The organism is Pseudoduganella sp. SL102, assembly GCF_027856995.1.
GTDB lineage: Bacteria > Pseudomonadota > Gammaproteobacteria > Burkholderiales > Burkholderiaceae_D > Rugamonas > Rugamonas albidiflava.
Window position 1 is genome coordinate 756,932 of sequence record NZ_CP115554.1, and the last position, 22,874, is coordinate 779,805.

The 22,874-nt window shown below is 63.3% G+C and carries 15 protein-coding genes and 4 tRNA genes; 17 read left to right on the plus strand and 2 right to left on the minus strand.

Annotated elements, in window-relative coordinates; translation table 11 throughout:
- Window positions 1-26: 26 nt before the first annotated feature.
- Window positions 27-833: an SDR family oxidoreductase gene (locus OU994_RS03345; protein WP_281609633.1), complete on the minus strand. Its 807-nt coding sequence runs from the start codon at window positions 831-833 to the stop codon at window positions 27-29.
- Between the two features lie 50 nt (window positions 834-883).
- Here OU994_RS03345 and OU994_RS03350 point away from each other — a divergent pair, with 50 nt between their 5' ends.
- The 3 genes from OU994_RS03350 (at window position 884) to OU994_RS03360 (ending at window position 4,895) form a co-directional block, all read left to right on the plus strand.
- A complete protein-coding gene (locus OU994_RS03350) occupies window positions 884-2,032 on the plus strand; it encodes a class I SAM-dependent methyltransferase (RefSeq protein ID WP_281609634.1) in 1,149 nt (382 codons plus the stop codon).
- Between the two features lie 120 nt (window positions 2,033-2,152).
- Complete coding sequence (locus tag OU994_RS03355) at window positions 2,153-3,097, plus strand: J domain-containing protein (protein WP_131148140.1); 945 nt, start codon at window positions 2,153-2,155, stop codon at window positions 3,095-3,097.
- Between the two features lie 136 nt (window positions 3,098-3,233).
- Window positions 3,234-4,895, plus strand: a complete 1,662-nt coding sequence (locus tag OU994_RS03360; RefSeq protein WP_281609635.1) for a tetratricopeptide repeat-containing response regulator — start codon at window positions 3,234-3,236, stop codon at window positions 4,893-4,895.
- A gap of 25 nt (window positions 4,896-4,920) precedes the next feature.
- Here the strand turns inward: OU994_RS03360 and OU994_RS03365 are convergent, their stop codons facing one another.
- The gene (locus OU994_RS03365) at window positions 4,921-8,187 is read right to left on the minus strand and encodes an EAL domain-containing protein (protein ID WP_281609636.1); all 3,267 of its coding nucleotides are present in this window, start codon (window positions 8,185-8,187) and stop codon (window positions 4,921-4,923) included.
- A gap of 204 nt (window positions 8,188-8,391) precedes the next feature.
- Between OU994_RS03365 and OU994_RS03370 the strand changes: the two genes are divergently transcribed.
- The 14 genes from OU994_RS03370 (at window position 8,392) to OU994_RS03435 (ending at window position 22,717) form a co-directional block, all read left to right on the plus strand.
- Window positions 8,392-8,477: transfer RNA gene (locus OU994_RS03370), tRNA-Tyr, on the plus strand.
- Window positions 8,478-8,522: 45 nt separating this feature from the next.
- Window positions 8,523-8,596: transfer RNA gene (locus OU994_RS03375), tRNA-Gly, on the plus strand.
- A 25-nt stretch (window positions 8,597-8,621) separates the two neighbouring features.
- Window positions 8,622-8,696 (plus strand) — tRNA-Thr (locus OU994_RS03380).
- A 125-nt stretch (window positions 8,697-8,821) separates the two neighbouring features.
- Window positions 8,822-10,012, plus strand: coding sequence for an elongation factor Tu (tuf, locus tag OU994_RS03385; RefSeq protein ID WP_130186564.1), 1,191 nt, complete (start codon window positions 8,822-8,824; stop codon window positions 10,010-10,012).
- A gap of 92 nt (window positions 10,013-10,104) precedes the next feature.
- A tRNA-Trp gene (locus OU994_RS03390) sits at window positions 10,105-10,180 on the plus strand.
- 36 nt (window positions 10,181-10,216) lie between these two features.
- Window positions 10,217-10,600: a preprotein translocase subunit SecE gene (gene secE, locus OU994_RS03395; protein ID WP_131148137.1), complete on the plus strand. Its 384-nt coding sequence runs from the start codon at window positions 10,217-10,219 to the stop codon at window positions 10,598-10,600.
- The gene (nusG, locus tag OU994_RS03400; RefSeq protein WP_281609637.1) at window positions 10,601-11,227 is read left to right on the plus strand and encodes a transcription termination/antitermination protein NusG; all 627 of its coding nucleotides are present in this window, start codon (window positions 10,601-10,603) and stop codon (window positions 11,225-11,227) included.
- Between the two features lie 100 nt (window positions 11,228-11,327).
- Entirely contained in the window at window positions 11,328-11,759 is a 432-nt protein-coding gene (gene rplK / locus OU994_RS03405; RefSeq protein ID WP_131148135.1) for a 50S ribosomal protein L11, read from the plus strand.
- A gap of 2 nt (window positions 11,760-11,761) precedes the next feature.
- Window positions 11,762-12,457, plus strand: a complete 696-nt coding sequence (rplA, locus tag OU994_RS03410) for a 50S ribosomal protein L1 (protein WP_130186597.1) — start codon at window positions 11,762-11,764, stop codon at window positions 12,455-12,457.
- A 270-nt stretch (window positions 12,458-12,727) separates the two neighbouring features.
- Window positions 12,728-13,258 carry a 50S ribosomal protein L10 gene (rplJ, locus tag OU994_RS03415; protein ID WP_131149375.1) on the plus strand — a complete coding sequence of 177 codons (531 nt, stop codon included), beginning with the start codon at window positions 12,728-12,730 and terminating at the stop codon, window positions 13,256-13,258.
- A 60-nt stretch (window positions 13,259-13,318) separates the two neighbouring features.
- Window positions 13,319-13,693 (plus strand): 50S ribosomal protein L7/L12, encoded by a 375-nt coding sequence (gene rplL / locus OU994_RS03420; RefSeq protein ID WP_130186596.1) that lies wholly within the window; start codon window positions 13,319-13,321, stop codon window positions 13,691-13,693.
- A 325-nt stretch (window positions 13,694-14,018) separates the two neighbouring features.
- Window positions 14,019-18,128 (plus strand): DNA-directed RNA polymerase subunit beta, encoded by a 4,110-nt coding sequence (rpoB, locus tag OU994_RS03425; protein ID WP_281609638.1) that lies wholly within the window; start codon window positions 14,019-14,021, stop codon window positions 18,126-18,128.
- A gap of 149 nt (window positions 18,129-18,277) precedes the next feature.
- Window positions 18,278-22,525 (plus strand): DNA-directed RNA polymerase subunit beta', encoded by a 4,248-nt coding sequence (gene rpoC / locus OU994_RS03430; RefSeq protein WP_131148133.1) that lies wholly within the window; start codon window positions 18,278-18,280, stop codon window positions 22,523-22,525.
- A 27-nt stretch (window positions 22,526-22,552) separates the two neighbouring features.
- Entirely contained in the window at window positions 22,553-22,717 is a 165-nt protein-coding gene (locus tag OU994_RS03435) for a hypothetical protein (protein WP_281609639.1), read from the plus strand.
- Window positions 22,718-22,874: the final 157 nt, after the last annotated feature.

Consider the following 22,874-nt stretch of genomic DNA (forward strand, 5'->3'; position numbering starts at 1 on the left):
TTTGGCGCGACGTTATGGGCGCGAAGTCATTGGGCCAGGAACATCACGTCGCGCGGCAGCGGCAGCAGGTGCTGGCCACCGTCGACCAGCAGCGTGGTGCCCGTCACCGCGCGCGCCGTTGCCGCGTACAGCACGGCAGCGGCGATGTCTTCGGGAGTGCTGGAGCGTCCCAGTGGCGTTTGCGTGTGGGCCTTGGCGAATCCTGCCTCGCTCTGGTCACCGGACACCATCGTGATGCCCGGTGCCACGCCGACCACGCGCACCTTCGGCGCCAGCGCCTGGGCCAGCACCGTGGTCGCGGTATGCAGCGCCGCTTTCGACAGCGTGTACGACAGGAAATCGGGATTGAGATTGTACAGCTTCTGGTCCAGCAGGTTGACGACCACGCCCTGGGCACCATCGGCCACATGGGCGTGCAAGGCCTGCGCCAGCAGCACCGGCGCGGCCACGTTGGCGCGCATGTGCGCATCCAGGCGGGCACTGGTGAAGTCGGTGGCGCTGTCGTAGTCGAACAGGGAAGCATTGTTGACGATGCAAGTGACCGGGCCCAGCGCGTCGGCGGCGGCGGGCAGCAGGCGCCGCACGGCTGCCTCGTCGCCCAGTTCGCCATGCACCAGTGCCGCGCGGCGGCCCATGGCGGCGATCTCGCGGGCGACTTCTTCGGCATCGGCGCGGGAAGCGCGGTAATGCACGGCCACGTCCCAGCCGGCGCGCGCCAGCGCCAGCGCAATGGCGCGGCCGAGCCGGCGGCCGGCACCTGTTACCAGCGCCACCGGCGCCCCATGGTGGCCGGCGGCGGACTGCTCGCTGTTCGCTTGGTGTGTTGTCGTCATGTCAGATCGTCAAGTTGGGGAGCCATGCCCGATTCGCTACAATGCGGGGCATGTCCCTTCCCGCACCTTCTCCGGACGCGCTGGCCGCGTCGCAAGCCCTGCAGCAGCAGATCGCTGCCGATGTGGCGCGCCACGACGGCGTGCTGTCCTTTGCCAGTTTCATGGAAACGGCGCTGTATGCGCCTCGCCTCGGCTATTACACCGGTGGCGCGGCCAAGCTGGGCAAGGACGGCGATTTTACAACCGCGCCGGAGATGTCGCCGCTGTTCGGCGCCGCGCTGGCGCGCGTTGCCGCCGACATTATCGCCCAAAGCGCACCCAACATCCTCGAATTCGGCGCCGGCACCGGCAAACTGGCACGCGACGTGCTGACCGAGCTGGCCGGCATGGGGGTGGCGGTGGAGCGCTATGCGATCGTCGAACTGTCCGGCGAACTGCGCTCGCGGCAGCAGGAAGCGTTGCGCGATTTTCCGCAGGTGGTCTGGCTGGATGGCTTCCCCGACGCGTTCGACGGCGTGGTGCTCGGCAATGAAGTGCTCGATGCGATGCCCGTGCACCTGGTCACGAAAACCGCCGATGGCTGGCGCGAGCAGTGCGTGACGGTGGCGGACGGCCGCTTCGACTACGTGGCCGCCGAGCCGGCGCCGGGGCTGCTGGAGCAGGTCGCCCGGCAGATCCCGGACCATGGCACCCTGCCGGAAGGCTACGTGACGGAATTGCACGGTACCGCGTGCGGCTTCATGGGCACGCTGGGCGCCTTGCTGGCCAGGGGCCGCGGTGCCGCGATCCTGCTCGACTACGGCTTTCCGGCCCACGAGTTCTATCATCCGGACCGCTCCGCCGGCACGCTGATGTGCCATTACCGCCATCACGCACATCCCGATCCCTTCTTCCTGCCCGGCTTGCAGGACATTACCGCGCACGTGGATTTCACCGCGATGGCGCTGGCGGCGCAGGATGCGGGGGCCGAGGTGCTGGCCTACATGAACCAGGCGACGTTCCTGCTGGGCGCCGGCATCGGCGACCTGCTGCTGCGCACCGACCCGGCCGATACGAAAGCGTACCTGCCGCAGTCGAACGCGGTGCACAAGCTGCTGTCGCCGGCGGAAATGGGCGAACTCTTCAAGGTGCTGGTGGTGGGCAAGGACGTTGCGCTGCCACCGGTGCTGATGGCCAGCGACCGCGCTTACCGCCTGTAGCCGGCGCGCGCCGGCGCCACCTTCATCCCCTGTTACTGTGCAAAAATTGTTATAAGTTCGGCTATTATGGTTGACCTGGCGCGAAACCCGTCGTGACGCGCGGCTGAGAATATTGGAACGATGGGAAAGATCCATACACATTATGACAACCTGAAAGTGGCCCGCGGTGCGCCACCGGAAGTCGTACGTGCCGCCTATAAGGCGTTGAGCCAGAAATACCATCCCGACAAGAACCCCGGTGACGAGCGCGCGGCGCGCATCATGGCGATCGTCAACACCGCCTATGGCACGCTGGCCGATCCGCAGCGGCGCAGGGAACACGACGAGTGGATTGCCCAGGAAGAATACGAGATCGAACTGGTGGACAGCACGCGCCAGGACGATCCGCACCGGGTGGCCGATGCGCCCGTCGGCGCGTGGTCCGACGGGGTGCAGCCGGTGCGCCGCCGCCAGCGCCTGCTGACCAGCTGGCGCTGGTGGCTGACGGCGGTGAGCTGCCTCGGTGCCGGCTGGCTTGGCGGCGTGCTGACGGTGGCGGAGCCGCGCCAGGTGTCGAGCGTGGTCGCTGCCGCCTGGGGGGCCAAGCCGGCGGGCGAGGTCACCGCCAAGGCAACCACGTATCCGCGTGCCGCGCAGGGCCAGGTGGCGAGCGATGGCTGGGAGACCGCGCCGCGGCCCTATTCGCCGGACAGCGACATGCAGCCGCCGCCGATCAAGGTGGTGGCGCTGTCGCAGGTAATCCTGCCCGGCTATGCGGGCGATTGCGAGAACGAAACGCCGGCGCTGGTGGCGCCGAACGGCGAGCCCTGGCCCACGAAATCGGGCTACGTGGAAGGATTCCCGCAGATGAGCAAGGGCCAGGACATGCAGCTGACGCTGGACAACAGCGACAACGCCTTCCCCGTGTTCATCCGGGTCTTCGACCTGGAGCGCCGTTCCAACGTGCGCTACGTATTCGTGCAGGCGCAAGACCGGTTCGTGGTCGACCAGCTGGCCACGGGCAGGTACGAGATCCGCTACCAGAACATCGACCTGGCCGGCACCAACAGCTGCGCGCGCCGCTAGTCCGGCTGGCCTCCTTGCGCGCGACGCGCGACCGCGCTGACGCATACCATGAAAACTGGGACAATGGCCGTGCTGATACCCACGGCCACCATTGCTTGACCACCGGAGCTCTCACCACCATCATGGCGCAAACATCATGGCGCAACTCATGGCGCAACTGAACGGCCTTGCCGCACTGCTCATCGAGCCGCATTCGGGAATGCGGGCGAACCTGCAGAACATGCTGACCACCCTGGGCCTGGCCCGCGTGGACGTGGCGACCAACGCGCAAGGCGCGCTGCGCGTCCTGGCGGCGCGGCAGTTCGACCTGATCCTGTGTGAATACGAGCTGGAAGGGGGGCAGGATGGCCAGCAGTTGCTGGAAGACCTGCGCCAGCAGGAACTGATCGCGCCAGCCACGCTGTTCTTCATGGTCACGGCGGAAGGGCAGAGCAGCAAGGTCACCAGCGTGGCCGAACTGATGCCGGACGATTACATCCTGAAGCCATTCAAGGCCGATACCCTGCTGGCCCGCATCGAGCGGGCGCTGGACCGGCGCGCCGCCTTGTTGCCCGTGCAAGCCATGCTGGACGCGGGCGATTACCGCGCGGCGATCGCCGCCTGCGCGGAACAGGAAGCGGCGCTGCCGCGCTACAAGGCCGATTTCATGCGCCTGCGCGCGGAAACCCACTTGCTGCTGGGCGAACCGGAGCAGGCCGAACACGTGTATGCCCTGGTGTGGCAGGAACGCCAGGCGCCGTGGGCGCGCCTCGGGCAGGCCAAGACGCTGGCGCTGCGCGGCCGCATCGACGAGGCGCGCGACATGCTGGCCGAGCTGCTGGGCCATAACGAGCGCTATCTGGCCGCCTACGACTGGCTGGCCCGCGTCCACGAGGAGGCCGGCCAGCTGGCCGAAGCGCAGGCCGTGCTGTCCGATGCCGCCACGCTGTCGCCGCACGCCGTCGGGCGGCTGCGCCGGCTGGGCGAGGTGGCGCTGGAGGCGGGCGACGCCGATTCGGCCGAGCGGGCACTGAAGCAGGTGTTGCAGCGTGCCCGGTTTTCCGAATTCCGCGATCCGGAAGATCACGCCAGGCTGGCGCAGTCGCTGCTGAGGAAGGGCGACGCGGCCCAGGCCGAACTGGTGATCCGCGACATGGAGCGCTCGCTGGCGAACCGCGAGAACACGCCGGTGTGCGCCGCGATCGCCACGGCGATGCTGCTGGAAGCCACCGGCGATACGGCGCGCCTCGGCGCCGCGCTCGACAGCGCGCTGGCCGGCGTGCGGCTGGCGCCCCACCTGTCGGCCGGCATGAAACTGGAGCTGGCGCGTACCTGCCTGGCGGCCGGGCGCGAACAGCAGGCCTCCGAAGTGATGCGCGACGTGATGTCCAGTGCCGGCGGCGGCGCGCCGATGGCGAAGGCGATGCGCCTGCTGGAACAGTCGGGCAAGGGCGACATGGCGAACCGGCTGGCGCGGGAAAGCCGGCACGCGGTGGCGGAAATGGTGGCGCAGGGCGCGGCGCAGGCCAAGGCCGGCGACCTGCGCGGCGCGGTCGACACGCTGCTCGATGCCGTGCACAAGCTGCCGGACAACCCGCAAGTGGTGTTCAATGCCGCTGTCGCCGTGCTGAAATACCTGGAACGCACGGGATGGGACGAGAAGCTGGGCACCAAGGGCATCGAACTGGTGGCGCACCTGCGCCGCCTGGACCCGGCCAACGCGCGGCTGCCGGCGCTCGGCGGCCTGCAGGAAGAACTGCTGAAAAAATACAACGTGCGCCCTGGCCGCCGCACCGTCACGGTACGGCAGCGCGCGTAATCGCGTCGGACGGCGTCCCTGCGTCTCAGGCGGCGGCGCGCCCTGGCCCGCTTGCTTGTCCGCTCATCGGTCCCCGCAGTGGCCCATCCAGCGTGGCGCAGGTATCCCGCTCGAACTGGCGGGGCGGCATCGGCCGCGCGAACAGGTAGCCCTGCGCCTCGTCGCAGTCGTGGGCGCGCAGGAAATCGGCCTGCGCCATCGTTTCCACTCCCTCGGCGATCACTTCCAGCCCCAGCGCATGCGCCAGGCCGATGGTGGCGCTGACGATGGCCGCATCGTTCGGGTCGGACTCGATATCCTTGACGAAACCGCGGTCGATCTTGATGCGGTCCAGTTCGAACAGCTTCAGGTACGACAGCGACGAGTAGCCGGTGCCGAAATCGTCGATCGCCACGCGAATCCCCCGTGCCCGCAGTGCCTGCAGCAAGGCACGGCTGCGTTCGGGGTCTTGCATGGCCGCCGATTCCGTGATTTCCAGCTCCAGCAGCGCCGGGTCCACGCCCGCGTCCGCCAGCATGCCGTCGAGCTGCGCCAGCAGGCCGTGACCCTGGCATTGCCGGGCGGAGAGGTTGACCGCCAGCCGCAAGTGGCCCAGCCCGATCGTCTGCCAATGGCCGAGCAGCCCGATCGCGCGCTGCAGCACCCACTCGCCCAGCGGCAGGATCAGGCCGGATTCCTCGGCGATCGGAATGAAACGGTCCGGCCCCACGGTGCCCAGTTCCGGATGGTGCCAGCGCAGCAGGGCCTCGGCGCCGATCACGGCACCACTCGGCAGGTCGATCTGCGGCTGCAGGTACAGCTCGAATTCGCGCTGTTCCAGCGCCTGCCACAGGCGGCTTTCCAGCAGCAGGCGCTCGTGCGTGGCGGCATTCATGTCGCGCGAGAAGAACTGGAAATTGCCGCGGCCGCGGCTCTTCGCCGCGTACATCGCCGTATCGGCATGCTGCAGCAGCGTGTTGGCATCCTCGCCATCCACCGGGTACATCGCGATGCCGACACTGGTCCCGCTGTGCACGGCCTGGGCCTGCAGCGGATACGGCCGTGCCAGCATGTCGACGATACTGGCCGCCATGTGGCCAGCATCGTCCGGCGTGACATGGCCGGTGACGACAATGAATTCGTCGCCGCCGAGCCGGGCGATGGTGTCCACCTGGCCCAGCAGGTCGCGCAGCCGCTGCGCCACCGCCAGCAGCAGCTGGTCGCCTGTCTGGTGGCCGTGCGTATCGTTGATTTTCTTGAAGTGGTCCAGGTCGAGGAACATCACGGCCACCGTATGCCGTTGCCGGCGCGCCCGTGCCAGCGCCGCTTCCAGCCGCAGGTTCAGCGACAGGCGGTTTTCCAGGCCCGTCAGGGGATCGTGGTGGGCCAGCCGGTGGATGCGTTCCTGGGCGCGGCGCTGCTCGGTCAGGTCGTGCAGGATCGCCACGAACAGGTGTCCGCCCGGGACTTCCACTTCGCTGACCGATACCGCCAGCGGGAAAGCGGCGCCATCGCTGCGCCAGCCGGTGGCTTCGTGCTCGCGCGTGGTGCCGGCCGCGATGCGGCGCAGCAGGGCCACCGGGGTATCGCCTTCGCCGACCGGCAGCAGCCGTGCCAGCGGCAGTCCGGCCATCAGCTCGGGCGAGTAACCGAACAGCCGGCCGGCCGCCACGTTGGCGCTGGTCAGCATGCCGTCGGTGGAAATGGTCAGGATCGCGTCCGCCGCCTTTTCCAGGATCGCCTGCAGCCGCGCCTCGCGTTCCTGCAGCCGGGCCGTGCTGGCCTCCACCTGGGCGCGCACCGAGGCCTGTTCGCCGCTGGTCAGCAGCAGCAAGCCGCCCAGCAGGCTGGTCAGGACCAAGCCCGCGCTCAGCACGGACCAACTCTGCCAGCCGCGCTGGCTGGCCAGGTAGGCCGCCGTGGGCGTCAGTGTCAGCCGGTACTGGCGGCCGCCGAAACCCAGCAATTGTTCGTATGCGGGCTCATCCGCCGCACCGACGAGGGGCGGCGACAGCACCGCGCCGGTGGCCTCGTCGCGCAGGCTGGCCAGCAGGTGGGGAAAGCCGACCTGGCGCATCACGCTGTCCAGGTAAGTGCTGGGTTCGAGCGCGATCAGCATGACGGCGCCCGGCGGCTCGCTGCCACCCGAGGGCACGGCCTGCATCAGCGCCACGCCCTGGTTCCGGTCCGGCTGGACCAGCGTCAGGGGCGCGCTGGCGGTCGGTTCACCGCTGGCCAGCGCCTGCCGCACGGCCGCGGCGCGCACCGGCTCCGACAGCATGTCGAGCCCCAGGTAGATGCGGTTGCCGCGCGGTTCGGCATAGGCGGCCACCACATACCGGTCGCCCTGCGGCTCCGGGCGCAAGGTCCCGTCGGCATCCGGCGCACGGATGGCGTAGGTCGGGTCGACCACCTTGCGGGCCCATGTTTCGAAGGTGTCGCGGTCGGCACCGGCCACCGGCACCAGCCAGCCCATCGTCAGGATTTCCGGGTGGCGCACCTGGTAGCCGTGCGCGATATTGCGGAAGATTTCCGGACGAATATGGCGGCTGTTGCCGCTGATGGCATTGGCGATCGCGAACAGGTAGCGCTCGTGCTCGGACAGCTTGGCGTGCAGCAAGTCCGATGCCTGCTGCGCCATCAACTGCACCTGCTGCATCTGCTGGTGCGATTCCCACCGGCGCACCTGCAGGAAGATCACCAGGAACAGCGCCACCAGCACCAGCATCGGGCCGCCGACGGTCCAGCGCCGGCGCGACCACAAGGCGCGCGGCTGGCCAACGACGGTCCAGGCCAGCGGCGCGCCCAGCAGGATACCCAGCACGTCGCCCACCCACCAGATGAACCAGCTGGCGAGCAGCTCGTCGGCCGGGATGACGCCGAGCAGCCCCAGCGCGCACAGCGACAGCGTGCTGCTGATCAGGGCCAGCACCGGCGGCAGGGCCAGGAAACGCAGCACATCGCGGCCGGCGCCGATGGCCGGGTGCACCCAGCGGGCGAACGCATGCATTCCGGCATAGGCCTGCAGCGTCGCGGCGGCGGTGGCCGCCAGGGCAGCGGCGGCCAGCGTGCCCGTCGACACTACGGCCGAGTTCGGCAATGCGTGCAGGTTCAGCAGCAGGGTACCCAGCGCGACACCGGGCAGCAGGCGCGGCCCGCCGCTGACGAGTGCCGCCAGCGCCAGGCCGGCGGGAAGGAAGAAGGGAGTGGCAAAGCCCGGCATCAGGGCCAGTTCGAGACCGGCGGCTCCCAGGGCCGCATAGGCGGCCGCCAGCAGGAGGTTGGCCGGCAGGCGGCGCTGAAGGAGAGTCAAAAAGGGTGCTCCAGGGTGGGCCGGCATACGGCTGACTTGCGGATTCTATAGCAAAGCATGCAACGTAAAAACAACACTTGCATTTCCCACGGGGTAGCCGCTACAATCTCGCCCCGAAGCAGGCAGTTAGCTGCTCGATACCAAGTGTTTGTGTCGAGACGTTGACAGTTTTGATTTTATGCTTCATACTCTGCGGTTCCTCGCGGAGGGGTGGCCGAGTGGTTAAAGGCAGCAGACTGTAAATCTGCCCTCTTATGAGTACACTGGTTCGAATCCAGTCCCCTCCACCAAGTTTTCGCAAGGAAGCTGAGTGCAATGTAGTGAAACGGAACCTCGCGGGTGTAGCTCAATGGTAGAGCTGAAGCCTTCCAAGCTTAAGACGAGGGTTCGATTCCCTTCACCCGCTCCAGTCTTCGTTGCAAAGTGGTAAAAAAGCCCTTTTAGCTCAGTGGTAGAGCACTCCCTTGGTAAGGGAGAGGCCACGTGTTCAATCCACGTAAAGGGCACCAGAATTCACTGCGCGATCGATGGTAATCCAGTCGATCGCGCAGTAGCATCAGACAGCAGTATCAGTATTCAATCTGACAGTCGGGCGCGTGCCCAGCAATATCTTAAAAATTGTTAGGAGTCTAAAATGGCAAAAGGTAAGTTTGAGCGGACTAAACCGCACGTGAACGTTGGCACCATCGGTCACGTCGACCATGGCAAGACCACCCTGACCGCTGCAATCGCAACCGTGCTGTCGAAGAAGTTCGGCGGCGAAGCCAAAGCCTACGACCAGATCGACGCTGCTCCGGAAGAAAAAGCACGCGGCATCACGATCAACACCGCGCACGTCGAGTACGAAACCGCTGCCCGTCACTACGCGCACGTTGACTGCCCAGGCCACGCCGACTACATCAAGAACATGATCACCGGCGCAGCCCAGATGGACGGCGCGATCCTGGTGTGCTCCGCAGCTGACGGCCCGATGCCGCAGACCCGCGAACACATCCTGCTGGCCCGTCAGGTTGGCGTGCCTTACATCATCGTGTTCCTGAACAAGTGCGACCTGGTCGACGACGCGGAACTGCTGGAACTGGTGGAAATGGAAGTGCGCGAGCTGCTGTCCAAGTACGAGTTCCCTGGCGACGACCTGCCAATCATCAAAGGTTCGGCACGTATGGCCCTGGAAGGCCAGCCGGGCGAAATGGGCGAAGAGTGCATCATCCGCCTGGCGGACGCACTGGACACCTACATCCCGACGCCTGAGCGCGCTGTGGACGGCGCCTTCCTGATGCCTGTGGAAGACGTGTTCTCGATCTCCGGCCGCGGTACCGTGGTGACCGGCCGTGTCGAGCGTGGCGTGATCAAGGTCGGCGAAGAAATCGAAATCGTCGGCATCATCGACACCGTCAAGACCACCTGCACCGGCGTGGAAATGTTCCGCAAGCTGCTGGACCAGGGTCAAGCTGGCGATAACGTCGGCCTGCTGCTGCGCGGCACCAAGCGTGAAGACGTGCAGCGTGGCCAGGTTCTGGCCAAGCCGGGCTCGATCAAGCCGCACAACCACTTCACCGGCGAGATCTATGTTCTGTCGAAGGATGAAGGCGGCCGTCACACCCCGTTCTTCAACAACTACCGTCCTCAGTTCTACTTCCGTACGACGGACGTGACCGGCTCGATCGAGCTGCCAGCGGACAAAGAGATGGTCATGCCGGGCGACAACGTGTCGATCACCGTCAAGCTGATCTCCCCGATCGCCATGGAAGAAGGCCTGCGCTTCGCAATCCGTGAAGGCGGCCGTACCGTCGGCGCCGGCGTCGTAGCCAAGATCCTGGGCTAATCAGCAGTTTAGTAGTAAAGAGTCCGCCAAGTAATGCTGGCACCCAACAACGTTGGGTGCTAGAATTACGGATTCCACTGTAAGTTTTACGTAGGGGCGTAGCTCAATTGGCAGAGCGTCGGTCTCCAAAACCGAAGGTTGGGGGTTCGATGCCCTCCGCCCCTGCCACCGAATTCTGGTGCAGGGCACCGAAAGTAAAAACGAATGTCTAATCAATCCGTGCAAACCGTTGGCACGAGCGGCGACAAGCTGAAAGTCGTGCTCGCGGTGGTTGCAGCGATTGCAGGCGTAGTCGGGTTCTTCTACCTGGCAGGTCAACCAACCCTGGTGCGGGCAGCTGCGCTTGTGGTTGGTTTGCTTATTTCCGTCGGCATTGCCTACACCTCCACTTCCGGCCGTGACTTCATCAATTTCTCGAAAGAAGCTGTTCGCGAAACCAAGAAAGTCGTCTGGCCTACGCGCAAAGAAGCAACGCAGATCACGCTGATCGTGTTTGCTTTCGTGGTGGTGATGGCAATGTTCCTTTGGGGAACGGATAAATTGCTTGAGTTCCTGTTGTACGACTTGATTCTTGGCTGGAAAAACTAAATGAGCGATAACGTGCAAGACGACGCAACCGACGTTCCTGTGCCAGGCGATGCGCCGGCGCAGGACGCGGCTGCTCCTGTCAGCGTACCGGTCAGCAACAAGCGCTGGTACGTGGTGCATGCTTATTCCGGCATGGAGAAAAGCGTGCAGCGTGCCCTGACCGAGCGTGTCGAACGCGCGGGCATGCAAGAGCAGTTCGGCCAGATCCTGGTGCCGACTGAAGAAGTTGTCGAAGTAAAGAACGGTCAGAAATCCGTGACCGAACGCCGTTTCTTCCCGGGCTACGTGCTGGTGGAAATGGAAATGACGGACGAAACCTGGCACCTGGTGAAGAACACCGCCAAGGTTACCGGCTTCATCGGCGGCAAGTCGAACAAGCCGACGCCGATTCCGGCCCGCGAGATCGAAAAGATCATGACGCAGATGCAGGAAGGCGTCGAGAAGCCGCGGCCGAAAGTGCTGTACGAAGTGGGCGAGCAAGTCCGCATCAAGGATGGCCCGTTCACCGACTTCAACGGCAACGTCGAGGAAGTCAACTACGAGAAGTCCAAAGTGCGCGTCTCCGTCACCATCTTCGGTCGCGCTACCCCCGTCGAACTCGAATTCGGGCAGGTCGAGAAGGTCTGATCTGCCTCCCGCCTAACGGAGCGTTCAATCCGTACGAGGAGCCCTGCCAGTCAGTATCGGCGGGGCGCTACCACTCAAATCCAACGATAGGATAGCCATCATGGCAAAGAAAATCATTGGCTTTATCAAGCTGCAAGTGCCAGCTGGTAAGGCAAACCCGTCTCCTCCGATCGGCCCGGCGCTGGGTCAGCGCGGTCTGAACATCATGGAATTCTGCAAGGCGTTCAACGCGCAGACCCAGGGTATGGAACCAGGCATGCCGATTCCGGTGGTGATCACCGCCTTCGCGGACAAGTCCTTCACCTTCGTGATGAAGACCCCGCCGGCAACCTTCCTGATCAAGAAGCACTCGGGCGTGCAAAAAGGCTCTCCGAAGCCGCACACCGACAAGGTCGGCACGCTGACCCGCGCTCAAGCGGAAGAAATCGCAAAACTGAAGACCCCGGATCTGACCGCCGCCGACATGGAAGCCGCAGTGCGCACCATCGCTGGCTCGGCACGTTCGATGGGCATCACCGTTGAGGGCTTCTAATCATGGCAAAACTGTCCAAGCGCGCACAAGCCATCAAGGCTAAAGTTGACCGCACCAAAGTGTACCCGTTCGACAACGCCGTATCGCTGATCAAGGAACTGGCCACCGCCAAGTTCAATGAATCGATCGACGTGTCCGTCCAGCTGGGCGTGGATCCGAAGAAGTCGGACCAGGTCGTTCGCGGCTCCGTCGTGCTGCCAGCAGGCACCGGCAAGACCGTTCGCGTGGCCGTGTTCGCTTCCGGCGACAAGGCTGAAGCTGCCAAGGCAGCTGGCGCCGACGTGGTCGGCATGGAAGACCTGGCAGAACGCGTGAAGGCCGGCGACATGCCGTTCGACATCGTGATCGCTTCGCCGGACACCATGCGTATCGTCGGTACCCTGGGCCAGATCCTGGGCCCGCGCGGCCTGATGCCGAACCCGAAAGTCGGCACCGTGACGCCTGACGTCGCTACCGCCGTGAAAAACGCGAAAGCTGGTCAAGTGCAATACCGTACCGACAAGGCCGGTATCATCCACGCGACCATCGGCCGCAAGTCGTTCAGCGACGCCGATCTGAAGACCAACCTGGTCGCTCTGATCGAAGCCCTGAACAAGGCCAAGCCGGCCTCGTCGAAAGGCGTGTACCTGCGCAAGGTCTCGCTGTCGTCGACGATGGGCGCAGGCGTCCGTGTCGATCACGGCACGCTGGCTGCTTAAGTCAAGTATTAAGTCCTCGTGCCTGCCGGGTAACCGAGCAGGCGAGAGGCAGATCTTTGGGCTGGCGGATCCGCAAGGGTTCGCCAGGCAATCAAAGACCGTTGGGCTCAGTGCAGCAGGCAGGCACCGGGTTAATAGTCGGGGTAATACCCGTTCCCAACGCAGATGGTGTACCCGAACAAGTTTTGCAGTCCATTGGACTCCTAACCTCGGACGCCGTTGTTCGAAACCGATGCGGAAATTTTTCTGCATCTCACAAGGAGATTGACCGTGGGTCTCAATCTGAATGACAAAAAGGCCGTTGTCGCCGAAGTTTCCGCAAAAGTAGCATCTGCGCAAACGATCGTCGTGGCTGAGTACCGTGGCATCCAGGTTGCTCACTTGACGAAACTCCGTGCAACCGCGCGTGCCCAGGGCGTGTACCTGCGTGTTCTGAAGAACACGCTGGCTCGTCGCTCTGTCGAAGGCACGCAGTTCGCCAACCTGGCCGATGCAATGACCGGTCCGCTGATCTACTCGATCTCGGATGATGCCGTGGCAGCAGCGAAAGTCATCAACGACTTCGCCAAAACCAACGACAAGCTGGTCGTCAAGGCAGGTAACTATGCAGGCAAGCAGCTCGACGTGGCTGGCGTGACTGCACTGGCGAGCATCCCGAGCCGTGAAGTCCTCATCTCGCAGCTGTTGGGCGTCATGCTGGCACCGGTTTCCGGCTTTGCACGTGGTCTGGCTGCACTGGCAGCCAAGAAGAGCGAAGGTTCCGAAGCTGCTCCGGCAGCCGAAGAAACCGCAGCAGCGTAATTGCCGCACGTTCTCGTCAAGTAATCAATCTGTAGCATACAAATCAATTAGGAGTTTCAAATGGCAATTAGCAAAGACGATATCCTGAACGCAGTGTCCGAAATGTCCGTGATGGACCTGAACGACCTGGTCAAGGCATTCGAAGAGAAGTTCGGCGTGTCGGCAGCTGCAATGGCAGCTCCGGCAGCTGGCGGCGGCGCTGCTGCTGCTGCTGTTGAAGAGCAGACCGAGTTCAACCTGGTGCTGACCGAAGTCGGCGCGAACAAAGTCGGCGTCATCAAGGCAGTTCGTGAAATCACCGGTCTGGGCCTGAAAGAAGCCAAGGACGTGGTTGACGGCGCACCGAAGACCGTGAAAGAAGCCCTGTCGAAAGCTGACGCAGAAGCCGGCAAGAAGAAGCTGGAAGATGCTGGCGCCAAGGCCGACCTGAAGTAATTTAGTATCATAGGCGCCGGTATCACTTAGCGCCCGAGCCAAAGCCCAGGCCCTCCCTCTTGAAGGGGGAGGGCCGGCTTTGGCTCCTTTGTCGTCCCTGCTGTATTTAACGGCATCAGTTCAGCAGCACCGTTTCAGCAACATCGTTTCAGCAAGACCGTTTCAGCAGCACCTTTTTAGCATCATCCTCGTCCCAGTACCTAGTCCCGACACGAGATGGTAGTGCCTTGAGGTTTCGCCTGAGTGCCGTTCGGTATCCACCGATTGCAAGCATACAAGCCGAAACCTGAATTTTCTACCCTTTCCTGTCACTCACGGAGTGTCCATGCACTACTCATTTACTGAGAAGAAGCGCATCCGCAAATCATTCGCGAAGCGCGCCAACGTCCACAACGTTCCGTTCCTGCTGGCGACCCAGCTCGAGTCGTACGAAAACTTCTTGCAAGAGCACACTCCGGTGGCAAGCCGCAAGAACGAAGGCCTGCAATCGGCCTTTACTTCCATCTTCCCGATCGTTTCGCACAACGGCTTTGCACGCCTGGAGTTCCTCTCCTACGTGCTGGGCGACCCCGCCTTCGACGTGAAAGAGTGCCAGCTCCGTGGCCTGACCTTCGCTTCCCCGCTGCGCGCCAAGGTGCGCCTGGTGATCCTGGACAAGGAATCGCCGACCAAGCCGGTCGTCAAGGAAATGAAGGAGCAGGAAGTCTACATGGGCGAACTGCCCCTGATGACGACCACCGGTTCGTTCGTGATCAACGGCACCGAGCGTGTCATCGTGTCGCAGCTGCACCGTTCCCCGGGCGTGTTCTTCGAACACGACCGCGGCAAGACGCACTCGTCCGGCAAACTGCTGTTCTCGGCCCGTATCATTCCTTACCGCGGTTCGTGGCTGGACTTCGAGTTCGACCCGAAGGACATCCTGTACTTCCGCGTCGACCGTCGCCGCAAGATGCCGGTCTCGATCCTGCTGAAGGCCATCGGCATGACGCCGGAACAGATCCTGGCGAACTTCTTCGTGTTCGACAACTTCAACCTGCGCTCGGAAGGCGGCGAACTCGAGTTCGTGGCCGAACGCCTGCGCGGTGAAGTCGCGCGCTTCGACATCGTCAATCCGAAGGATGGCAAGACGATCGTCACGAAGGACAAGCGCATCAACGCCAAGCACGTGCGTGAAATCGAAGCAGCCGGCATCCAGCACATTTCCGTGCCGGAAGACTACCTGCTGGGCCGCGTGCTGGCCAAGAACATCGTCGATCCGGAAACGGGCGAAGTGGTGGCCTCGGCCAACGACGAGCTGACCGAAGAGCTGCTGAACCGCCTGCGCGACGCCAACATCAGCGCCATCCAGACGCTGTACACCAACGACCTGGACCAGGGTGCCTACATCTCGCAGACGCTGCGGATCGATGACACGGCCGACCAGAACGCCGCGCGCGTGGCGATCTACCGCATGATGCGTCCTGGCGAACCGCCGACCGAAGAATCGGTGGAAGCGCTGTTCAACGGCCTGTTCTACAGCGCCGACCGCTACGACCTGTCCGCCGTCGGCCGCATGAAGTTCAACCGCCGCATCGGCCGTGACGAACTGACCGGCGCGATGACGCTGGCCAACGAAGACGTGCTGGCCGTGATCAAGATCCTCGTCGAGCTGCGCAATGGCCGCGGCGAAGTCGACGATATCGATCACCTGGGTAACCGTCGCGTGCGCTGCGTGGGCGAACTGGCCGAAAACCAGTTCCGCGCCGGCCTCGTGCGTGTGGAACGTGCCGTCAAGGAACGCCTCGGCCAGGCCGAAGCGGACAACCTGATGCCGCATGACCTGATCAACAGCAAGCCGATCTCGGCCGCGATCCGCGAATTCTTCGGTTCGTCGCAGCTGTCCCAGTTCATGGACCAGACCAACCCGCTGTCCGAGATCACCCACAAGCGCCGTGTTTCCGCACTGGGCCCGGGCGGCCTGACGCGCGAACGCGCCGGCTTCGAGGTGCGCGACGTGCACCCGACCCACTACGGCCGCGTGTGCCCGATCGAAACGCCGGAAGGCCCGAACATCGGCCTGATCAACTCGCTGGCACTGTATGCCCGCCTGAACGAATACGGCTTCCTGGAAACCCCGTACCGCAAGGTCGAGAATTCCAAGGTCACCGACAAGATCGATTACCTGTCCGCCATCGAAGAAGGCCGCTACATCATTGCGCAGGCGAACGCCCGCATCAATGAAGAAGGCCAGCTGGACGACGAACTGGTGTCGGCCCGTGAAGCCGGCGAAACCATCCTGGTTTCCCCTGAGCGCATCCAGTACATGGACGTGGCACCGGGCCAGATCGTTTCCGTGGCGGCTTCGCTGATTCCGTTCCTGGAACACGATGACGCGAACCGTGCACTGATGGGCGCCAACATGCAGCGCCAGGCCGTGCCTTGCCTGCGCCCTGAAAAGGCGCTCGTTGGTACCGGTATCGAACGCACCGTGGCGGTCGACTCCGGCACCACCGTGCAAGCGCTGCGTGGCGGCGTGGTGGACTATATCGATGCAGGCCGCGTGGTCATCCGCGTCAACGACGAAGAGGCGCAAGCCGGCGAAGTCGGTGTGGATATCTACAACCTGATCAAGTACACCCGTTCCAACCAGAACACCAACATCAACCAGCGTCCGATCGTGCAAGTGGGCGACCGCGTGGCCAAGGGCGACGTGATCGCCGACGGCGCATCGACCGACCTGGGCGAGCTGGCACTGGGCCAGAACATGACCGTGGCCTTCATGCCATGGAACGGCCTGAACTTCGAGGATTCGATCCTGATCTCGGAAAACGTCGTGAAAGACGACCGTTACACCTCGATCCACATCGAAGAACTGTCCGTGGTGGCCCGCGACACGAAACTGGGCGCGGAAGAAATCACCCGCGACATTTCGAACCTGGCGGAAAACCAGCTGGCCCGCCTGGACGAATCGGGCATCGTGTACATCGGCGCCGAAGTGCAGGCCGGCGACACGCTGGTCGGCAAAGTGACGCCGAAGGGCGAAACGCAACTGACGCCGGAAGAAAAGCTGCTGCGCGCGATCTTCGGTGAAAAAGCATCCGACGTGAAAGACACGTCGCTGCGCGTGCCGTCGGGCATGGTCGGTACCGTGATCGACGTGCAGGTGTTCACCCGCGAAGGCATTCCGCGCGACAAGCGCGCCCAGCAGATCATCGACGACGAGCTGAAGCGCTACCGCCTGGACTTGAACGACCAGATGCGTATCGTGGAAGGCGACGCCTTCCAGCGTCTGGAAAAGATGCTGATCGGTAAGATCGTCAATGGCGGTCCGAAGAAGCTGGCGAAGGGTGCCGCGATCACCAAGGAATACCTGGCCGACCTGGACAAGTATCACTGGTTCGACATCCGCCCGGCCGACGACGATGCGGCGACCGCGCTGGAAGCGATCAAGGAATCGATCAACGAGAAGCGCCACCAGTTCGACCTGGCCTTCGAAGAGAAGCGCAAGAAGCTGACGCAGGGCGATGAACTGCAGCCTGGCGTGCAGAAGATGGTCAAGGTCTACCTGGCCGTGAAGCGCCGCCTGCAGTCGGGCGACAAGATGGCGGGCCGCCACGGTAACAAGGGTGTGGTCTCGCGTATCGTTCCGGTGGAAGACATGCCATACATGGCCGACGGTACGCCGGCGGACGTGGTGCTGAACCCGCTGGGTGTTCCGTCCCGCATGAACGTGGGTCAGATCCTCGAGACCCACCTGGGCTGGGCAGCGAAGGGCCTGGGCATCCGTATCGGCGAAATGCTGGCTCAGCAGATCAAGGTCGAAGAGATGCGCAAGTACCTGACGACCGTGTACAACGAGTCCGGCGCCAAGGAAGACATCGCCTCGCTGTCCGACGACGAGATCATGAAGCTGGCGGCCAACCTGAAGAAGGGTGTGCCGTTCGCGACGCCGGTGTTCGACGGTGCGCACGAATCGGAAATCCGCCGCATGCTGGACCTGGCGTATCCGGACGACATCGCCACGAAGCTGGGCATGACCCCGTCCAAGAACCAGGTCACGATGTACGACGGCCGCACCGGCGAAGCGTTCGAGCGCAAGGTTACCGTGGGCGTGATGCACATGCTGAAACTGCACCACCTGGTCGACGACAAGATGCACGCCCGCTCGACCGGCCCGTACTCGCTGGTGACGCAGCAGCCGCTGGGTGGTAAAGCCCAGTTCGGCGGCCAGCGCTTCGGTGAGATGGAGGTGTGGGCACTGGAAGCGTACGGCGCATCGTACGTGCTGCAGGAAATGCTGACCGTGAAGTCCGACGACGTGAATGGCCGTACCAAAGTGTACGAAAACCTCGTCAAGGGCGATCACGTGATCGAGGCCGGCATGCCGGAATCGTTCAACGTGCTGGTGAAGGAAATCCGTTCCCTGGGTATCGACATCGACCTGGAACGCACCTAAACGGCAAATGCCGAACCCAACGGCAGAAGCAGGGGTCAGACCCGCCGGGTCTGACCCCAGGTTTCCGCCTCTGGGTGCAAAGCCTGCACGACTCGCTGGCGGAAGCGCCGCGAAAAAACTGAAGAATTCATCACTACCTGGAGTGATACATGAAAGCCCTGCTCGATTTATTCAAGCAAGTACAGACGAACGAGACCTTCGACGCGATCAAGATCGGTCTCGCCTCGCCTGAAAAAATCCGTTCGTGGTCCTACGGCGAAGTCAAGAAGCCGGAAACCATCAACTACCGTACCTTCAAGCCCGAGCGGGATGGCCTGTTCTGCGCCAAGATCTTTGGCCCGATCAAGGACTACGAGTGCCTGTGCGGCAAGTACAAGCGCCTGAAGCACCGCGGCGTGATCTGCGAAAAGTGCGGCGTGGAAGTCACGCTGGCCAAGGTGCGCCGCGAGCGCATGGGCCACATCGAACTGGCTTCGCCGGTCGCCCACATCTGGTTCCTGAAATCGCTGCCGTCGCGCCTGGGCATGGTCCTGGACATGACGCTGCGCGATATCGAACGCGTGCTGTACTTCGAGGCATATGTCGTGACCGATCCGGGCATGACGCCGCTGAAGAAGTGCCAGATCATGTCGGAAGACGACTACGCCGCCAAGTACGAAGAGTACGGCGACGACTTCACCGCCTTCATGGGTGCCGAGGGTATCCGTGAACTGCTGCGCTCGATCGACATCCACCGCGATGCCGAAACGCTGCGCGTGGAACTGAAGGAATCGAAGTCCGAAGCGAAGATCAAGAAATACGCCAAGCGCCTGAAAGTGCTGGAAGCGTTCCAGCGTTCCGGCATCAAGCCGGACTGGATGATCATGGAAGTGCTGCCGGTGCTGCCGCCGGAACTGCGTCCGCTGGTCCCGCTGGATGGCGGCCGTTTCGCCACATCCGACCTGAACGACCTGTACCGCCGCGTCATCAACCGTAATAACCGCCTGAAGCGCCTGATGGAACTGCGCGCACCGGAAATCATTACGCGTAACGAAAAGCGCATGCTGCAGGAAGCAGTGGACTCGCTGCTGGACAACGGCCGTCGCGGCAAGGCGATGACCGGCGCCAACAAGCGTCCGCTGAAGTCGCTGGCTGAAATGATCAAGGGCAAGGGCGGCCGTTTCCGCCAGAACTTGCTGGGCAAGCGCGTCGACTACTCGGGCCGTTCGGTCATCGTGGTGGGTCCGCAGCTGAAACTGCACCAGTGCGGCCTGCCGAAGCTGATGGCCCTGGAACTGTTCAAGCCGTTCATCTTCAACAAGCTGGAACTGATGGGTCTCGCGACCACCATCAAGGCCGCCAAGAAGCTGGTCGAGCAGCAAGAGCCGGTCGTCTGGGACATCCTGGAAGACGTGATCCGCGAACACCCGATCATGCTGAACCGTGCGCCGACGCTGCACCGCCTGGGTATCCAGGCATTCGAGCCGGTGCTGATCGAAGGCAAGGCCATCCAGCTGCACCCGCTGGTCTGCGCCGCGTTCAACGCCGACTTCGACGGTGACCAGATGGCAGTCCACGTGCCGCTGTCGATCGAGGCACAGATGGAAGCGCGCACGCTGATGCTGGCGTCGAACAACATCCTGTTCCCGTCGAACGGCGAACCGTCGATCGTGCCGTCCCAGGATATCGTGCTGGGCCTGTACTACGCGACCCGCGAGGCGATCAACGCCAAGGGCGAAGGCATGCTGTTCCCGGACGTGTCGGAAGTGATCCGAGCGTACGACAACAAGGAAGTCGAGCTGGCTACCCGCATCACCGTGCGTATCGTCGAGAATCCACGCGATCCGGCAACGGGCGAGTTCGTCCGTACCGTCACGCGTTATGAAACGACGGTCGGCCGCGCCATCCTGTCCGAGATCCTGCCAAAAGGCTTGCCGTTCAGCGTGCTGAACCGCCCGCTGAAAAAGAAGGAAATCTCGAAGCTGATCAACACGTCGTTCCGCAAGTGCGGCCTGCGCGCCACCGTGGTCTTCGCCGACCAGCTGATGCAGTCGGGCTTCCGCCTGGCGACCCGCGCCGGTATCTCGATCTGCGTGGACGACATGCTGGTGCCGCTGGAGAAGAAGACGCTGATCGCGACCGCCGAGTCGGAAGTGAAGCAGATCGAACAGCAGTACGCTTCCGGTCTGGTGACCGCGGGCGAGCGCTACAACAAGGTCGTCGACATCTGGGGCAAGACCTCGGACGAAGTCGGCAAGGCGATGATGGACCAGCTGAAGGTGGAAGACGTCGTCAAGCGCGACGGCACCAGCACCACGCAGGAATCGTTCAACGCGATTTACATGATGGCCGACTCGGGCGCCCGCGGTTCCGCGGCGCAGATTCGCCAGCTGGCCGGTATGCGCGGCCTGATGGCGAAACCGGACGGTTCCATTATCGAAACGCCGATTACCGCGAACTTCCGCGAAGGCCTGAACGTTCTGCAGTACTTCATCTCGACCCACGGTGCTCGTAAAGGCCTGGCCGATACGGCACTGAAGACGGCAAACTCGGGTTACCTGACGCGCCGCCTGGTCGACGTGACGCAGGATCTGGTCGTGATCGAAGACGATTGCGGCACGTCCAATGGCACGCTGATGAAGGCGATGGTCGAAGGCGGTGAAGTCATCGAGGCACTGCGCGACCGTATCCTGGGCCGCGTGGCGAACAACGACGTGGTCAATCCTGAAACCCAGGAAACCGTGTACGAAGCCGGCACGCTGCTGGACGAAGACATGGTCGAAGACATCGAACGCATGGGCATCGACGAAGTCAAGGTCCGCACGCCGCTGACCTGCGACACCCGTTACGGCCTGTGCGCGAAATGCTACGGCCGCGACCTGGGCCGTGGCCAGCTGGTCAACACCGGCGAAGCCGTCGGTGTGGTGGCGGCACAGTCGATCGGTGAGCCAGGTACCCAGCTGACGATGCGTACGTTCCACATCGGTGGTGCGGCATCGCGTGCAGCCGTGGCATCGTCCGTCGAAGCCAAGTCGAACGGCACCGTGCGCTTCACGGCCACGATGCGTTACGTCACCAACGGCAAGGGCGCCCAGATCGTCATTTCGCGTTCCGGCGAAGTGCTGATCACGGACGACCATGGCCGTGAGCGCGAGCGCCACAAGGTGCCGTACGGCGCCACGCTGATCGTCAAGGATGGCATGACGATCAAGGCTGGCGTGCCGCTGGCGACGTGGGATCCGCTGACCCGTCCGATCATTACCGAATACGCCGGTACCGTGCGTTTCGAGAACGTCGAAGAAGGCGTCACCGTGGCCCGCCAGGTGGACGAAGTGACCGGCCTGGCAACGCTCGTCGTGATCGACGCGAAGCGCCGCGGTTCGCTGACGAAGACCGTGCGTCCGCAAGTGAAACTGCTGAACGACGACGGCGCGGAAGTGAAGATCGCCGGCACCGAACACGCCGTGGCGATCGGCTTCCAGGTCGGCGCGCTGATCATGGTGAAGGATGGCCAGCAGGTATCGGTGGGTGAAGTGCTGGCACGTATCCCGACCGAATCGCAGAAGACCCGCGACATTACCGGTGGTCTGCCGCGCGTTGCCGAACTGTTCGAAGCACGTTCGCCGAAAGACGCCGGCATGCTGGCGGAAGTCACCGGTACGGTGGCGTTCGGCAAGGAGACGAAGGGCAAGCAGCGCCTGGAAATCACCGACATGGACGGCAACAAGCACGAGTTCCTGATCACGAAGGACAAGCAGGTGCTGGTGCACGACGGCCAGGTGGTGAACAAGGGCGAGATGATCGTGGACGGCCCGGCCGATCCGCAGGACATCCTGCGCCTGCTGGGCATCGAAGCACTGGCCCGCTACATCGTCGACGAAGTGCAGGACGTGTACCGTCTGCAGGGCGTGAAGATCAACGACAAGCACATCGAGGTGATCGTTCGCCAGATGCTGCGCCGCGTGCAGATCCAGAACGCCGGCGACACCGACTACATCGTCGGCGAGCAGGTGGAGCGTTCGGAGCTGCTGGAAGAGAACGACAAGATGAATGCCGCGGCGAAGCTGCCGGCCACGTATGAAAACGTGCTGCTGGGTATTACCAAGGCATCGCTGTCGACCGACTCCTTCATCTCGGCCGCATCGTTCCAGGAAACCACCCGCGTGCTGACCGAAGCCGCGATCATGGGCAAGCGCGATGGCCTGCGCGGCCTGAAGGAAAACGTGATCGTCGGCCGCCTGATCCCTGGCGGTACGGGTCTGGCCTTCCACCGCGCCCGCCGCGAGAAGGAAGTGTGGGAAGCGGAAGAGCGCAACGCGCTGCTGCAAGCCGAGCGTCAAGCCCAGGCTGGTGCGGAGCTGGAAGCGCTGGATGCTGCTCCTGCGGAACAGCACCACCACGAGGGCGGCGAAGGCTGATCCTCGATGTAGCCTTCGGGCTATAAAATGAAAACGGCACCGGAAAGGTGCCGTTTTTTTTTGACTGTCAGCCACGACATTGCCAGTGGTCTTTATCCCGTTGCCGAACTGTTCGAAGCAGGTTCGCCCAAAGATGCCGGCATGCTGGCGGAGCGGTGTACAGTGTCCTTCGGCACGGCCTGCGTAGCCTGAAGGAAAACGTGATAGGCGACTGCTTGGCGATACGGCTTAGGCTACGCTTTAGTGCAACTAGCGGCTTAGTAAAACGACGCCGAAAAGTGCCGTTTTTCAAGGTTCGGAAATCTGCGGTGGACAACGCCGACAGCTGACAAACATAGCTAACGTCTGG